This window comes from Aliiglaciecola sp. (assembly GCF_039982535.1).
Classification (GTDB): domain Bacteria; phylum Pseudomonadota; class Gammaproteobacteria; order Enterobacterales; family Alteromonadaceae; genus Aliiglaciecola.
The window spans coordinates 219,071-233,298 of the sequence record NZ_JBDWYG010000039.1; the positions used below are offsets into that span (position 1 = coordinate 219,071).

The following is a 14,228-nucleotide window of genomic DNA, read 5'->3' on the forward strand; positions in this document are numbered from 1 at the left end:
AATTTTGGCACCCAATTTAATTTTTACAGGAAGATATAATATGTCTGATAAAGTAGTAGGAACTGTTAAGTGGTTCAACGAAGATAAAGGTTTTGGTTTCATCGAGCAGCAAGGCGGCCCTGATGTTTTCGCTCATTTCCGTTCAATCGTTGGTGACGGCTTCAAGACTCTTAAAGAAGGTCAAAAAGTTGAATTCACTATCGGCCAAGGCCAAAAAGGTCCTCAAGCTGAGAACATTCAAGTTATCTAATTCAATTTATCGTTAGACTTGTCTGACGAATTGATAGAAAACTCAAAAAAGGCAATCTTATGATTGCCTTTTTTATTGTCTTTTTTTAGGTTATTTGCACTTATTAACGGTTTTCTTTAACCGGTACAAATGGGCTAATTCGCTGCCACACTTCCTCTGGTTCTAAGCGTGACTTACTGCCCACGACACAAAATAACCCTGGGCAGTCTTTAGAAAAACTCTTTTGCGTATCCCAAGTTTCATAGGGGTGGGAGTCGTGTATCAACAATAGTTGAGGGTGAGTTTGAGTGCCTGCCGTGATGTGAAAGTCATCGAGGTTTCGTTTTTTCATGGCGCATAAATAATAAAGAGAATACTCCGTCCATTTAAGCATCAAGAATCGTGAAATCCGCCAATTTCTTGGATCTTTAGGGTTATGTAACGAACAGACGGCTTTTGCCCAATCCTTTTTCCAAAGAGTGCTTAACTCCTCCGTTAACTGTTTAGCCAACTTAGTGGATAATATTGCTGGAGTGACATGCATTCCTTTTGATGTGTCTCCCACATTTGCCGACATTTTTAACAGTCGAGCAGATGACTTCCACCATTTAGGGTGAAAACTGCGGGGTTCGTATTGCAACAGTGCTTTACCTTGGTCAATTAGCTTTTCTATGGACAAGGGTTTTAAACAAATCACATCGGCATCAAAGGTAATATAAAACTCATCTGTAAATTGGCTGTGTGCGGCTATTTTTACAATTTGTTGTTTCCGCCAGCCGCGCATGTGTTCATGTTGGCTTAATTCTGGAACCAAGTCTTCTTCCGACATAACCACTGGATTAAACTGTGACCAGCGCTGCACTTTTTCAGTGACTATCTGTACTTCGTCTGGTGGCGTCACAATCAAAAATTTTGAGAATAAACCGGGTTCACAGAATGCATCTAAGGTTTTGAATAGAATTTCAGTTCTACCTAAGTCGTCTACATCATAACTACCCCTAACACTCAAAGGTAAAATTGCACCTATTGTCATTCTTGAATCCTATTTAAAACATTTGTACTTCGGGACATAACTCAATCGGCTAATCTAATCGTAAAGGCTATGTAGTTATATTGCATCACTTTACTTTACTAGGGGCTGAAATCAAAAGGCAATTCATTCACTTGCCTAAGATTTATCAAATAGCCATGATGGCTGTCCATATTTTATAAAGGCGGCTACCAAAAACACCAGTGTTTACAGTCTTGTTGCTGAAGGAATAACTCGGCGTCTTTACCTTGCAATAATGCCAAGGTTGCCAGCAAGCCACTTTGAATGCATTGCGGGGCTGCCACTGTCACCGAGCGTGGTGCCTGTTGTATGGGGTAGCCAGTTTTAGGGTTTAAAACATGGCCATATCGCAAGCCATCTTTTAATAGATAGCGGTTTGCATCACCGCTTGTGGCAAGTCCACCGGTGGCAATATTTACCATGGCTAAGCCCTTAGAAAGATTACTTGGGTCTTCAATACCCACTTGCCAATAAGGATGGTTTTTGCGGGCTTGTGTTACTTGTATATCACCACCGAAGTTAACTAAAACCGATACATTTGGTGCTAATTGCTGACAAGCTTTAGCAACACAATCAACCGCATATTCCTTACCAATACCGCCAAAGTCCAATTCAAAACCTGTGGGTAAGGTGATTGAGTTGGCGGTAAATGATACCTGTTGCCAACCAATAAAAGGCAGCAATGCGGTTATTTGTGGGTGTGTTGGGATCCTGTCAGAACCATCAAATTTCCAAACTTTTCTTAATACCCCAGAGGTGATATCAAATAATCCATCACTAATTTGATAACAAGTATCAGCGAACGTCAGCAGTTTTGCAGTTTCCGCATCAATAGTGACAGCTTGATTGTTGCTCTGATTTATTTCGAACATCAAATTGTTGTGCTGATAACGGCTGTATTTGTTCTCGATGCGTTTGCATTCTAGGTAGGCGACTTGTGTAAGCTCTTTTGCGAGTTCGCTATCCCCACTATCCACTAAAATCTCACAGGGGCTCGCCATCGCAGAAAAGCGACCACAAATATGGTCGCTACGCTTTTCTATGGACAAAGGCAATTCAGAGCTTTGCATATATTGTTATACCCTAACAAGGGGCTAAAAACTGTAGCTTACCTGTGCTATCACCGCTTTTAAAGAAGGATATAAATCTTCGTCTGCTAATGTCCCTGGTTGTTCGAATCCGGCATTGTCTGGGGTTTGTTGATAATATTCCAAGCGAAATGCTAACTCGTTACCGTTTTCCAATTGCATACCGTATTTTAGCCCTAGGGTAATTGCTGTCATTTTTCCTAACCGGTAGTCAGCACTGGCATGCTCAGGAAGTGCGGTTCCTTGAGACAAAAATGGATTGTAAAACTCTGCTTCATTTTGTTGGTAATAACGAATATGCGGTTGTATGTAGCTGGTTTCCGATAGGTTATATCGAAAACGAGAGTCAATCGTATGAGAGTCTATATCCCAATCATCCGTAGCAAAACGATAGGAAAAATCTACTACACCTTGATCAAGGGCATACTTGGTTTGCCAATACATGCTGTGTTTGGTTCGTTCTGTGGGGCGAGATTCATAGACCACATCTTGGGTTAAACCTTGCTGATCCACAACACTAAGCACTTTGTAGGGGTCATTGTGATAACCATCCGACATGGACAAACTATAGTTAAACTGCATTAACATGCGACGATTAATCACTTGGGTGACACCCAACAATAAATCTACCGTATCTTTTTGTTCACTGCCTTGTAGACGAGTGGCATCAAAGGCTTGTTGATAAGCTTCTGAACTGTCGAACTGCCCGTTATCAACTACCATGCTAGAAAGATCTACGGGGCGACCTCCCACGGGATCTATACTATCAAACGCATAGGAAATGCCCGCCGACAGGGTGGTATTTCTCTGATTAAGATCCATATCCAGTGAGCCATTACCCACAATGGATAAATAGTCGTATTCTTTGGAAGCTTGTAAACCACCACTAATTCGGTAATTTTCACCGATAGGCTGTGTCCATTGTCCACTGGCTTGTACACGGGTATCGTGAAATGTGTCATCTAGCGGTGTTTCACCTGCTTCAACGGTATAGGTTTCATTACCTGAAGGACGAGTAAATGTTTGCACACCAGATTGGGCAACCGCGCCTGAGGCAGAAGCTCCGGTGAGTGTATCGATCACCAGTTTGCCATTAAAATAATGTTCATCGCCGAAGTCTTTGTTGGCATTAAATACCCCTTCAACTAGTTGTACCCGATCTGTTTCACCGTAATACAAAATAGCAGTATCAAACTTCCATTCTTCGCTGTTGTCTTCAGCTTGGACAGATGTGCCTAACAATGCGCATGAAGCTGCGGCAAGAGTAGCACTGACGTTTTTAGTTTGTTTTAGTTGCATCCACAACCTCCGCCTGCAAATGAACGACCACCACTTGTGGCTTCTTTACTAAAATAAATGTGATCATCCAAGCCAATGTCTACCCCTTCAGAATCAAGGGCCATTTCATCCTTAGCGAGTAAATCACGCTCCCAGGGTTGCACACCTAAATTTGCACAGCCTGCAAGTTGCATCACGGCCATAATGGTAATAATAACTATGGTTTTTCGTTTCATTTTCTCGGCTCTCCTATTGTTTTAGTAGCGCGACGATTTCTTGTTCATAAGATGCGGATTTATCTAAATGAAATCCTTTGTGAGCGACCACAAGTTCACCTTGTTTGTTGATCAAGTAACTGGTCGGCATACCTGGAATTTTGTATTGGCTGGCTAAACTGCCTTGGGGATCGTAGGCAATATTGAATTGCGCAGGGTATTTGCGTAAGAATTTTTGGGCTAATTTGGCATCGGTATCCAAATTTACAGCCAACACCACCAATCCCTCAGAGGCGTATTTATTGGTAATTTCATTCATCCAAGGAAAGGACTTTCGGCAGGGTTTACACCAGGAGGCCCAGAAATCTAAATATACTACTTTGCCTTTGTAATCACTTAACTGAATGTCTTGCAATCGAAAGTCAGGCGCAGGTAAAGCACTAGATGGTAAGTGCACTAGTAACAGTAGGGTTAACAGTAAAAGACGCATAAAATACTTACTCTAAACAACAATGCTTATAGAGTAAGTTATCAACCTTAAGGGAATCTTAAGCTAAATGAATGAGAATTATATTTTTTACTGAGTGGCTGGTTTTACGGTATGAATATTAAAATTCGTACTCAAGAACAAAGCGCAAAGTATGATCTTTATTGTCGCCATTCAAGCCAGAGATAAAACCTAATTCCCATTTTAATTGTTTTTGGCCTTGGTAACGTTGAATCCCCATAAATGCTGGACCAATTCCGACGAACTTTTCTCCCGTGTAGATTTCCACTGAAGGTTGTAACCATGGGTGCCAACGATATCTGTATTTGAGTCTGAATTGGGGAATAACCTCGCTTTCAGTGTCAATGTCTCTATCGCTTCCCCAGGTATAAGTCAGTAAAAAGTTAGTGGTTAAACTGGTTTGCCCAAATTCTTTTTCAATCAAGATGCCAGATGTGGCTTCCCAAAGATCTTTGCTATGGGCTTTTTCAACTTCAAACAACGCGCCCCAATCAGCCCAATATTGCCCTTGTTCTGTGAGCATCCAGCGAGCCTCGACTTCATAGGAAGCTAAACCAAAATCATCGTTTTCATCTCTGGCGCCCACTAAATAAAACTCTAACATCAAATGCTCTGAAACTGCTTTTCCAAAAGCAAAACGTTGGGTCAGCAGATTACCATCATCATTTTGGCGAGAAGCAAATCGCCATTCCACTTCCCGTTCATTGGGTAAAACATAGGGGTGGTAGACTTTATCTACTGAGCCTTCATCGGCGAAGGCTACCGGGCAGAGCATTATGTTTACGAGTAAACTTAAGAAACTGAAAAACCTCATAGGTTTGGCTCCTTATTTACTTTTTTAGTTGAGTTGCTGAAACGCCTTAGCAAAACAGGCAGTATTAACGCGACTAAGTAGATCAAAATATATAATCCTGTGGGAGATGACTCATAACCTATTAATGTGGCAAGAAACTGACCTATTTCATTTTCATCTGAAATGAATTGTTTGCTACTCCAAATTTGTTGTGAAGTGACTAAATCTGTTTGTTGCAGCAGGTAGGCAATGTGGGAAAACTGACCCACAACAAAGACTAAAAACAGATAGCGCGCTACCTTCACTTTTTGTAGCGGTTTTAATAGCAATACCAGCAATGTTGCAATGCTGGTACAGATACCAACCCCTAAAATTAACCCTAAAAATAGCGAATGACTCTGCTCATTCACACGCCAGAAACTGACATAAAACAGCAGTAAGTTACTGGCATTAAGAATAATGATACAAGTGACAAACACAGTGGCTAAAAGCCGCCCTGTGAAATTGTACCTGAGTTGATGATTCACGAAAAAGGCACCGGCAATAAGGTAACCGATGATCAGCAACAGGATTTTAAGAAACTCAAACCCCAAACCATCGGCGAATTGGGAAATATAACCGATGTTATTGAACACCAGTAAACAAACAATCGTTCCGCAGCCAATACCCAGCGGTAACCAGTGTCGCCAATTGGGTATCAACACTATTAAAATGGCTATGGCCCAAAATATCGGCAAAGCATCTTTTAGGAACAGTACCACTGTACTACTTAGCATTTTGACGCTCCTCAACGGGTACCACGTTAACGAAGCCAATGGCTGTATTTGGATGATACTCGCCAAAATAACGATACCTTCCTGCATCTAAAGGACCTACATAGATACTCGACCGGCTTTTGGCAAATACGACTTTTTCTCTATTGAGGTCAAAACTATCAATTTCTTCAGGGGTGTCATCCAGATTGATAAAGGTGATTTTTACTTTTTTGTGCTGGGGAATATCAACTTCTGGTGGGTAAAACAAATGGTTCCGAATGGTGATAGTAATTTCGTCGATAGCACAGGCTTTAAATGACAGGGCAAGTAACATTAGCATCATGAATTTTTGCATGATGTTTTCAAGTACTTTTCTGCGCACGTTACTCATGCCGATTTAAGCTCAACAAGCACACTCAAACCACCTAAGTCTGATTTACCTAGTGTGAGTTTGCCATCGTGCATAGCGACAATTTGCTCGACTATGGATAGACCCAATCCACTGCCTTCAATTTTACTCTTTTGATGACTTTGACCTCGATAAAAGCGCACTGTGGATTTATGTTGTTCGTGCTCTGGAATTCCTGGGCCAGAATCATCAACGCGAAGGCGTAAACATCCGTCATCAAGGGTTAAGTTTATGCGTATATCGCTGTTCTCTGGTGTGTATTTATTGGCATTGCTAATGAGGTTTTGTAGCAAGGTATATAGGGCAAATTCATTGCCTTTAAATTCACAGGACTCACCATTGAGTTCGATGTTTTGATTCTTTTTATCAATATTCACATAGCTATCGGAAATAACTTTTTGGGCTATTTTGTAGGGGTCACAAATATCAAAGTTAGCTGAGATAATTTCAGGGTTAGTACGACTGAGTAGCAAAATTTGATTAACCACGTGGATCATTCTATCTGTGTCTTGTTGTAGCTGTTGAATCTCCTCGTATTCGCAGCCTTGGCTCTGCTGTAAATTATGCAAATTTATTTTCAGGACACTCAGGGGAGTTCTTAGTTCATGGGCGGCATGGCTGGCGAATTGTTTTTCCCGCTCGAAGGCCGAATCCAACCGGTTCAACAAGCTATTCAGAGTACTCACCGTGGGCAACAACTCCTCGGGGGTTCGTGACAAAGCAATAGCAGAAAAATCATTTTCTCGGCGCGTAGACAATTGACTGGTGAGTTCCCTAAGGGGAGCTAAACCGTAGGTAACTAGCAGGAATATGGCTAAGGCTAAAACGGGAATGGCGAGAAAAAATGGTGTCATTGCCGATATCATCATTTCTTCGGTTAGCTCAAATCTGGTTTTTAGTGGTTGAGCGACAAAAACCCAAACAGAGGTTTGTTGATTGAAGCTGGCATAAACCCGCCACCGTTGAGCGTTAAAGTTCTGGTCAGAATACCCTACTTCGAAGGGAGCGATGGCAGTTAAAGGCACATTGCTGGTGCGTAAAACCAAATCTTCATCAGACCAACTTTGAATGGCTAAATCTTCATTTGAAGCGGCAATAGTCTCGCTAATTTGCGTGGGTAAGTTAGTCATGCTTTGGGCGAGAGTTTTCAATTCAGCATCGAATAACACCGAAGACATCTGCATTCCTGAACGATACCCTTGTAGTGCCGCAATAAAACTAATCAGCGCAATAGCACTGATAAGCAGTAAGGTCAGGTATTTACGAATTGAATCCATTTATCCAGGGTAAGCTCGCTGATTAATGCTATAGCCTACACCACGAACCGTTTTAATAAACTCGTTAGGTAATTTTTTACGTAAATTATGAATATGAACTTCAATTGTATTGCTTGCCACTTCATCGCCCCATTCGTAAAGCTTAGATTCCAATTGTTGTTTAGATTGAATGCGCCCAAGGTTTTCCATTAATGACTTCAGCAGGGTGAACTCACGACGAGAAGTTTCTACCGGCTGATCATTTATAATCAGTAAGTGATGAGTAATATCGAGACTCACGGGACCGCAGGATACTAGGGATTGTTGCGAAGTACCTAAGCGTCTTTCCATTACCCGTAAGCGGGCTAGCAACTCTGACATTTCAAATGGTTTAGGTAAATAATCATCAGCGCCTTTATCTAAACCTTGTATTTTATCGGAGGTTGAGTCCCGTGCGGTTAATATTAATGTTGGTATGTTGTTTTTCTGCTTGCGGATTTTATCGAGTAAGGTTAATCCGTCCATATCGGGCAACCCAAGGTCAAGGATCATTAAATTACAGTCATCTGAGGCCAGTGCAGCTATGGCATCTTTGCCGTTAAAAACACAATTAACCGCATAACCCTGCTTGCGCAATGATTTGCTTAAGGCTTCAGATAAAGCGAGATCGTCCTCGACTAATAAAATACGCATAATAGTGGGTTCTTTTTCGTTTGCAGCAATGGCGTAGCATATTGGCAATAGTTTAATTGAATGACAATTTGTATTGTGATCGTCCCTATCATTATAAGAAGTTTACCTTAAAGTAATCTTAACGCGGCTTCTTTAGCAAGGTTGTTTCTATGCGCCAACAAAAATGGGCACCGAAGTGCCCATTTTTATAACGTTTTAGTCCGTTTAGAATTTATAACCAACAGTGAGTGAATAAACAAATGGGTCAATATCTACATCAACAGTTCCAGCTGAACCACCATTAGTAAATGTCGCTTCAGTGCTGATATCAATGTAACGTGCAGAAGCATTAACAAACCAATTGTCATCCAACATATAATCAAAACCAATTTGAGCAGATAAACCAACAGAGTCATCTAACTCCAAATCATCAAAGCCTGCTTCTTGATTGGCAGCAGTGAATTCTTCACTGAAGAAAATAGTGTAGTTAATACCTAAACCAACATAGGGTTGAAACGCACTATCGGCTTCTAAAAAGTGATAATTAGCTGAAATAGTTGGTGGTAAATGTTTTGTAGAACCTAAGGCACCAACGGTGTTTAAACCAATATCATGTTCAAAAGGGGTTGCTGCCAATACTTCAATTGCCCAATTAGGTGACAAGAAATACGCAAAGTTTAATCCCAATTGAGAGTTGTTATCGACATTTACACCAACACCAACATCTGCACCGCCAATAAAAACATTACTGCTTGATTCGTCTGGGGCTACGGTAGTGACACCTGCACGTAGGATCATATCGCCAGTTGTATATGCTTGTGCTTGAGTGGCGCTAAGTGCGACTGCTACCGCTAGGTAAACTGCTAATTTTTTCATGTGTTTCTCCATCGATATAATGTGTTTAAATTTGATGGAGAAAGCTTACCCAATTGAATTTTTCTGATATTGATCTGGCTCAACCAAAAAGATTCAAAAGATTGATGTAAATCAAAGTTTTATAATACACCCCTAAAAAGCAGTGAGCGCAAGCTAGTATCGGTGTTTAATTTTGGTATTCGCTGCTTTTTCTAATTTGCCAAACTATTCCTGCGCCAACCGCATAATTGTTGTTTTCCACCAACAAGGGGCTGTCGCTATTGGCCGCGTTATTTTGGAAGCGATAGGACGCGCTCATGAACATGCGTACAGTTGGAGTAACGTTAAACATGTAACCTGTAGATAAGGTAAGGCCTAGATAGCCCGCTTTTGCATCGTATTCAGGCCTTTGCTGAGTGGCGAATTGGGTATCCACTTGATAAAAATAGTCATGTAATTTTTCTGTGGCCCAAACAGGTGAAACGCTAAACCGGAACCTATCTTCAGATTGAAACGCTCCAACGTATTGATAGGTTAATTCAGGATTCAATACATACCCACGATGGGTAATAGAAGAAAAGTCGGTGGAAAATACTCCTCGGCTTTGCAATTTAAATTGTATTTGTTGAATTCCTATAGCTTTGTTACCACTTTCAAACAATTTGAGACGAACCTGCGGACCTACCTCAAACACAAAATCGAGGTCTGGCATGCCTGCTCGTACCGAATCTTCGTTAGAGTCTGCGCTAAATGCTGCATCAAGGGATAGGTCTACTTCGATCCAGCTCTTTTCTACGGCCACTGCTCGTATCACACTGTTTTCGCCTACTCTAATAACGTCTCCACGGTAGATGAAAAAAGGTAACACGAAACCATTGTTATGATTGTCTGCTGCTCCTGGGTATTCAGGCGTGCTAAACCCTGCGCCGACGATTCCCGCTTCCCAACGCGGTTTTTTGATGTAATCGTTGTCCATAGATGTATCTATTTGAGCAAGAGCGGGGAGGCTAAGAAAGAGCGTAGCTAAGGTTAAAAAACGCGATTTGAAGGACACAAAAATACCGTTTGAATAGGAATAGTATGGAAATTTACTACAGTAAATGTGACTAGCTCAAGCTTATTATCGTAAATATATAAAAGCACCAAGGAAGTCGGTGTGAGAAGACAAAACGGATTGGATAAAATGCTTGAATCGGGTGAGAGAAAAGAGTCGGAGTCTACCTAACTTTGATTAGGTAGACTCCGATGAGTATTTACAGCTATCAGAGCTTCAGTTTTTTCTCTAGATAGTGAATGTTTGTTCCACCATTAAAGAAGTTTTCATCAGCCATGATACTTTGTTGCAAAGATATGTTGGTTTTAATGCCATCTACAACAAGTTCATCCAGCGCATGACGCATTCTAGCTATGGCCACATCACGGTTTTCTCCATAGGCAATTAACTTACCAATCATAGAGTCGTAGTGCGGCGGTACGCTGTACCCTGCATAGATGTGAGATTCCCAACGGATACCAAAACCACCTGGCGAATGGAACATATCGATTTTTCCAGGGCTAGGCATAAAGGTTGCGGGATCTTCTGCATTAATTCGACACTCAATGGCATGACCACGAACTTGCACATCTTTTTGTTCGATTGATAGAGGTTGACCAGCGGCAATACGAAGTTGCTCTTTGATCAAGTCTACACCGGTAATCATTTCTGTTACTGGATGCTCAACCTGAATACGGGTATTCATCTCAATGAAGTAAAAGTCACCGTTTTCATACAAAAACTCAAAGGTTCCCGCACCGCGATAGCCTATTTCAATACAGGCTTTACGGCAGCGTTCACCGATACGCTCACGAGTTTCTGAATTAATGCCAGGTGCAGGGGCTTCCTCAACTACTTTTTGGTGGCGGCGTTGCATAGAACAATCGCGCTCACCTAAATGAACTGCATTACCTTGACCGTCGGATAAAACTTGAATCTCAACGTGACGAGGATTTTCCAAGAATTTTTCCATGTATACAGTCGCATTACCAAAAGCAGCACCAGCTTCAGCCTGAGTCATAGAAATAGCTTCGATTAGCTCTGACTCTTTACGCACAACGCGCATGCCTCTACCACCGCCACCGCCAGCAGCTTTAACGATAATCGGATAACCAATTCGTTTTGCAATATTTTTGTTGCGTTCTGGGTCGTCGTTCAGAGGGCCATCAGAACCAGGTACACAAGGTACACCCGCTTCTTTCATAGATTTAATGGCCGACACTTTGTCGCCCATTAAAGTGATGGTTTCTGCTTTTGGACCAATGAAAATAAAACCACTTTTTTCAACTGCTTCTGCAAATTCTGCATTTTCAGCTAAAAAACCGTATCCAGGGTGGATAGCAACTGAATTAGACACTTCAGCAGCGGCAATGATTCGGGGGATATTTAAATAGCTTTCTGTGGCTGACGCTTTACCGATACAGATAGATTCATCTGCAAGCAAAACGTGTTTCAGATCCTTATCTGCGGTGGAATGTACAGCGACGGTTTTGATCCCCATCTCTTTACATGCACGCAAAATTCGAAGTGCTATTTCACCCCGGTTCGCAATTAAGACTTTATCAAGCATGATAATTCGCTCGCTTATTCGATTACGAACATTGGTTGATCAAATTCAACAGGCTCTTGGTTCTCTACCAAAATTTGTTTTATTACACCTGTTTTATCGGCTTCTATTTGGTTCATCATTTTCATTGCTTCAACAATACACAATGTATCACCAACATTTACTTTCTGACCAACTTCAACAAATGCAGGCGAAGTAGGAGAAGCTGAACGATAAAAAGTACCAACCATAGGTGATTTCACAACATGTCCAGATATTTCTGGGCTTGCTGCTGGGGCAGCTGCAGCCGCTGGAGCAGCTGCTACCGGTGCAGGTGCCGGAGCTGGAGCCGCATATTGCACAGGAGCTTGTGAACTTGCACTTGCTCTGTGAATGCGTACTGACTCTTCACCTTCGGTAATTTCAAGCTCCGAAATACCAGACTCTTCAACTAGTTCTATCAATTTCTTTATTTTACGAATATCCATTTAAACTCTCTTTAGTTACTCATTAAATTAATTTGGCAGTGGCGTTTGGCAGCAATAATTGCCGCTTTATAACCGTAATCCCCTAAACCACAAATTACCCCTTTGGCAATATCTGATAAATAGGAGTGTTTTCTAAATTCTTCTCGGGCGTGCACATTTGAGAGGTGCACTTCAATAAACGGGATGCTAACACTTAATAATGCATCTCTAATAGCAACACTTGTATGGGTAAATGCACCGGGATTAATAATGATAAAATCAATGTTCCCCATAGCATTATGAATTCTTTCTATCAGCTCATGTTCAGCATTAGATTGCAAATGAAGCAGCTCAATGCTTTCTTGATTTGCTAGAATCGTTAATTCATCTACAATATCTTGTAACGTCTTTGACCCATATATTGTTGGTTCACGTTTTCCCAACATATTAAGGTTAGGACCGTTTAATAATAAAAATTTCACGAATTTGTCGCTATCTTCTTTTAAATTTCATTGTTGCGATACTCTTAACGTAAATCGAATCAAAGTCAAATGAGAACCGAATAAAAATTAACCAATCAAAGGTTGTTTAGACTAATTATAGAGAATAGTGTCCAATTAGCAGCAAAATACTGGTCTTATCAGCGAAGTTTACTGCATCTTTTTTTAGTTTTAGCTCAAAAGGTAACGTTTTTGAATTATTTAGCCCATATCCACCTTGCTCATGTTTCCCAAACGAGCTTGTTGGGTAACTTTTTGGGAGACTTTGTAAAAGGGAGCAATTTAGAACACCTTCCCATTTCGTTACAGAACGGCGTGCGTTTACATCGAAAAATTGATTCATACACTGATAACCATCCTGTTGTTAAATCATTGAGAGAACAGTTTTCCCCAGAATTGCGGCGCATTTCTGGCGTTATTATCGATATTTATTTTGATCACTTGCTGTCCATACACTGGCAAAATTTTACAACGCAAACTCAACCCCTAGTATTGTCTGAGTTTTACCAGCAATTGAAACAACAACCACCTAATATTAGTCAACATTTTGCATCCGTGCGAGCTGGCTTGCTAAAGCATCAGTGGTTGCAAAACTATGAAGACCGGAAAAGCTGCTTAGGAGCTTATCAACAAATTGAAAAGCGTTTGAATATGCGAATTAAATTCGCACTGGATGGATATCGATTCATGAATTCATATCATGCGCAGATAGAGCAAGATTTTTTGGCGTTCTATCCCGAACTCATACATTATGTGCAAACAGTTGAACTAGATTAAAGGATCAATTATGGCAGTCCATGAAATTAAACACCCATTGATTTTACATAAAATTGGCTTGATGCGAGCTAAGGGTATTAGCAGTAAAGATTTCCGTGAACTGGCTAGTGAAGTTGGTAATCTGCTGACCTACGAAGCGACACGAGATTTACAAACCGAACAAGTGACTATTCCTGGTTGGACGGGAGAATCAATTGAAGTGGCAAAAATCAAGGGTAAGAAGATTACGGTGGTGCCAATTTTACGAGCCGGGTTAGGCATGTTAGATGGTGTGTTGCAATTAATTCCAAACGCTAAAATAAGTGTCGTTGGGCTCTATCGCAACGAAGAAACCCTCGAGCCTGTGGCTTATTTCGACAAAGTAGTTAAAGATGTTGATTTGCGTACTGCACTGATTGTAGACCCTATGTTGGCAACTGGTGGGACGTTAATTGCCACCATTGACCTGTTAAAGCAGAAACAATGTAAAAAAATACTCGGTCTTTTTTTAGTGGCCGCGCCAGAGGGAATTGCTGAGGTAGTTAAAAAACATCCTGATGTAGACATATATGTGGCAGCTATAGATGACAAGCTTGATCATCGAGGTTATATATTGCCAGGGCTAGGTGATGCTGGAGATAAAATATTTGGCACACGTTGATATTAGCTATTTTGTACCGATTTTAATTAGATGTATTGTTAGCCGTTTTAAGTGCAATATATAAAAGAGTTGGTAAGCGAGCTATATTGAGTAATAATCAAATTTTGCACATTAGTTTATTTATTCAACATGCTTGGCTAGAACGGGTACAACCTC

Annotated in this window: 18 protein-coding genes; 3 read left to right on the forward strand and 15 right to left on the reverse strand. The window is 41.0% G+C overall.

Features of this window, described 5'->3' with window-relative positions; translation table 11 throughout:
• Nucleotides 1–40: 40 nt before the first annotated feature.
• A complete protein-coding gene (locus ABJV04_RS12665; protein ID WP_008846166.1) occupies nucleotides 41–250 on the forward strand; it encodes a cold-shock protein in 210 nt (69 codons plus the stop codon).
• Between the two features lie 103 nt (nucleotides 251–353).
• Here ABJV04_RS12665 and ABJV04_RS12670 read toward each other — a convergent pair whose 3' ends face one another.
• The 15 genes from ABJV04_RS12670 to aroQ form a co-directional block, all read right to left on the reverse strand.
• The gene (locus ABJV04_RS12670; RefSeq protein WP_348491888.1) at nucleotides 354–1,262 is read right to left on the reverse strand and encodes a DUF6492 family protein; all 909 of its coding nucleotides are present in this window, start codon (nucleotides 1,260–1,262) and stop codon (nucleotides 354–356) included.
• Nucleotides 1,263–1,447: 185 nt separating this feature from the next.
• Complete coding sequence (locus tag ABJV04_RS12675) at nucleotides 1,448–2,281, reverse strand: FAD:protein FMN transferase (RefSeq protein ID WP_348491994.1); 834 nt, start codon at nucleotides 2,279–2,281, stop codon at nucleotides 1,448–1,450.
• A 93-nt stretch (nucleotides 2,282–2,374) separates the two neighbouring features.
• Nucleotides 2,375–3,667, reverse strand: coding sequence for a DUF3570 domain-containing protein (locus ABJV04_RS12680; protein ID WP_348491889.1), 1,293 nt, complete (start codon nucleotides 3,665–3,667; stop codon nucleotides 2,375–2,377).
• The gene (locus ABJV04_RS12685; RefSeq protein WP_348491890.1) at nucleotides 3,658–3,882 is read right to left on the reverse strand and encodes a DUF4266 domain-containing protein; all 225 of its coding nucleotides are present in this window, start codon (nucleotides 3,880–3,882) and stop codon (nucleotides 3,658–3,660) included. The genes ABJV04_RS12680 and ABJV04_RS12685 overlap by 10 nt, the downstream gene beginning before the upstream one ends.
• Nucleotides 3,883–3,895: 13 nt before the next feature.
• Entirely contained in the window at nucleotides 3,896–4,351 is a 456-nt protein-coding gene (locus ABJV04_RS12690) for a TlpA disulfide reductase family protein (protein ID WP_348491891.1), read from the reverse strand.
• A gap of 118 nt (nucleotides 4,352–4,469) precedes the next feature.
• The gene (locus ABJV04_RS12695; RefSeq protein WP_348491892.1) at nucleotides 4,470–5,183 is read right to left on the reverse strand and encodes a hypothetical protein; all 714 of its coding nucleotides are present in this window, start codon (nucleotides 5,181–5,183) and stop codon (nucleotides 4,470–4,472) included.
• The gene (locus ABJV04_RS12700; protein WP_348491893.1) at nucleotides 5,180–5,938 is read right to left on the reverse strand and encodes a hypothetical protein; all 759 of its coding nucleotides are present in this window, start codon (nucleotides 5,936–5,938) and stop codon (nucleotides 5,180–5,182) included. Before ABJV04_RS12700 ends, ABJV04_RS12695 begins: the two co-directional genes overlap by 4 nt.
• Nucleotides 5,928–6,272, reverse strand: coding sequence for a cupredoxin domain-containing protein (locus ABJV04_RS12705; protein WP_348491995.1), 345 nt, complete (start codon nucleotides 6,270–6,272; stop codon nucleotides 5,928–5,930). The genes ABJV04_RS12700 and ABJV04_RS12705 overlap by 11 nt, the downstream gene beginning before the upstream one ends.
• Nucleotides 6,273–6,304: 32 nt before the next feature.
• Nucleotides 6,305–7,603 carry an ATP-binding protein gene (locus ABJV04_RS12710; RefSeq protein WP_348491894.1) on the reverse strand — a complete coding sequence of 433 codons (1,299 nt, stop codon included), beginning with the start codon at nucleotides 7,601–7,603 and terminating at the stop codon, nucleotides 6,305–6,307.
• On the reverse strand, nucleotides 7,604–8,275 hold the full coding sequence (locus tag ABJV04_RS12715; protein ID WP_348491895.1) for a response regulator: 672 nt from the start codon (nucleotides 8,273–8,275) through the stop codon (nucleotides 7,604–7,606).
• 204 nt (nucleotides 8,276–8,479) lie between these two features.
• Nucleotides 8,480–9,130 (reverse strand): OmpW family outer membrane protein, encoded by a 651-nt coding sequence (locus tag ABJV04_RS12720; RefSeq protein ID WP_348491896.1) that lies wholly within the window; start codon nucleotides 9,128–9,130, stop codon nucleotides 8,480–8,482.
• A gap of 166 nt (nucleotides 9,131–9,296) precedes the next feature.
• Nucleotides 9,297–10,163 (reverse strand): MipA/OmpV family protein, encoded by an 867-nt coding sequence (locus ABJV04_RS12725; protein WP_348491897.1) that lies wholly within the window; start codon nucleotides 10,161–10,163, stop codon nucleotides 9,297–9,299.
• Between the two features lie 208 nt (nucleotides 10,164–10,371).
• Nucleotides 10,372–11,712 (reverse strand): acetyl-CoA carboxylase biotin carboxylase subunit, encoded by a 1,341-nt coding sequence (accC, locus tag ABJV04_RS12730; protein WP_348491898.1) that lies wholly within the window; start codon nucleotides 11,710–11,712, stop codon nucleotides 10,372–10,374.
• Between the two features lie 14 nt (nucleotides 11,713–11,726).
• Nucleotides 11,727–12,176, reverse strand: coding sequence for an acetyl-CoA carboxylase biotin carboxyl carrier protein (gene accB / locus ABJV04_RS12735; RefSeq protein ID WP_348491900.1), 450 nt, complete (start codon nucleotides 12,174–12,176; stop codon nucleotides 11,727–11,729).
• Nucleotides 12,177–12,187: 11 nt separating this feature from the next.
• A complete protein-coding gene (aroQ, locus tag ABJV04_RS12740) occupies nucleotides 12,188–12,637 on the reverse strand; it encodes a type II 3-dehydroquinate dehydratase (protein ID WP_348491901.1) in 450 nt (149 codons plus the stop codon).
• Nucleotides 12,638–12,847: 210 nt separating this feature from the next.
• Between aroQ and ABJV04_RS12745 the strand changes: the two genes are divergently transcribed.
• Nucleotides 12,848–13,432 (forward strand): ACP phosphodiesterase, encoded by a 585-nt coding sequence (locus ABJV04_RS12745; protein ID WP_348491902.1) that lies wholly within the window; start codon nucleotides 12,848–12,850, stop codon nucleotides 13,430–13,432.
• A gap of 10 nt (nucleotides 13,433–13,442) precedes the next feature.
• The gene (upp, locus tag ABJV04_RS12750; protein WP_348491903.1) at nucleotides 13,443–14,072 is read left to right on the forward strand and encodes a uracil phosphoribosyltransferase; all 630 of its coding nucleotides are present in this window, start codon (nucleotides 13,443–13,445) and stop codon (nucleotides 14,070–14,072) included.
• The last annotated feature ends 156 nt before the right edge of the window (nucleotides 14,073–14,228 follow it).

Excerpts from the sequence above, each read along its gene's own strand:
- ABJV04_RS12685 (WP_348491890.1), bottom strand. The coding sequence starts at position 3,882 with ATGAAACGAAAAACCATAGTTATTATTACCATTATGGCCGTGATGCAA.
- ABJV04_RS12715 (WP_348491895.1), bottom strand. The coding sequence starts at position 8,275 with ATGCGTATTTTATTAGTCGAGGACGATCTCGCTTTATCTGAAGCCTTA.
- ABJV04_RS12690 (WP_348491891.1), bottom strand. The coding sequence starts at position 4,351 with ATGCGTCTTTTACTGTTAACCCTACTGTTACTAGTGCACTTACCATCT.
- ABJV04_RS12705 (WP_348491995.1), bottom strand. The coding sequence starts at position 6,272 with ATGCAAAAATTCATGATGCTAATGTTACTTGCCCTGTCATTTAAAGCC.
- ABJV04_RS12700 (WP_348491893.1), bottom strand. The coding sequence starts at position 5,938 with ATGCTAAGTAGTACAGTGGTACTGTTCCTAAAAGATGCTTTGCCGATA.
- ABJV04_RS12670 (WP_348491888.1), bottom strand. The coding sequence starts at position 1,262 with ATGACAATAGGTGCAATTTTACCTTTGAGTGTTAGGGGTAGTTATGAT.
- ABJV04_RS12710 (WP_348491894.1), bottom strand. The coding sequence starts at position 7,603 with ATGGATTCAATTCGTAAATACCTGACCTTACTGCTTATCAGTGCTATT.
- ABJV04_RS12665 (WP_008846166.1), top strand. The coding sequence starts at position 41 with ATGTCTGATAAAGTAGTAGGAACTGTTAAGTGGTTCAACGAAGATAAA.
- ABJV04_RS12695 (WP_348491892.1), bottom strand. The coding sequence starts at position 5,183 with ATGAGGTTTTTCAGTTTCTTAAGTTTACTCGTAAACATAATGCTCTGC.
- upp (WP_348491903.1), top strand. The coding sequence starts at position 13,443 with ATGGCAGTCCATGAAATTAAACACCCATTGATTTTACATAAAATTGGC.
- ABJV04_RS12720 (WP_348491896.1), bottom strand. The coding sequence starts at position 9,130 with ATGAAAAAATTAGCAGTTTACCTAGCGGTAGCAGTCGCACTTAGCGCC.
- ABJV04_RS12680 (WP_348491889.1), bottom strand. The coding sequence starts at position 3,667 with ATGCAACTAAAACAAACTAAAAACGTCAGTGCTACTCTTGCCGCAGCT.
- accC (WP_348491898.1), bottom strand. The coding sequence starts at position 11,712 with ATGCTTGATAAAGTCTTAATTGCGAACCGGGGTGAAATAGCACTTCGA.
- ABJV04_RS12675 (WP_348491994.1), bottom strand. The coding sequence starts at position 2,281 with ATGGCGAGCCCCTGTGAGATTTTAGTGGATAGTGGGGATAGCGAACTC.
- accB (WP_348491900.1), bottom strand. The coding sequence starts at position 12,176 with ATGGATATTCGTAAAATAAAGAAATTGATAGAACTAGTTGAAGAGTCT.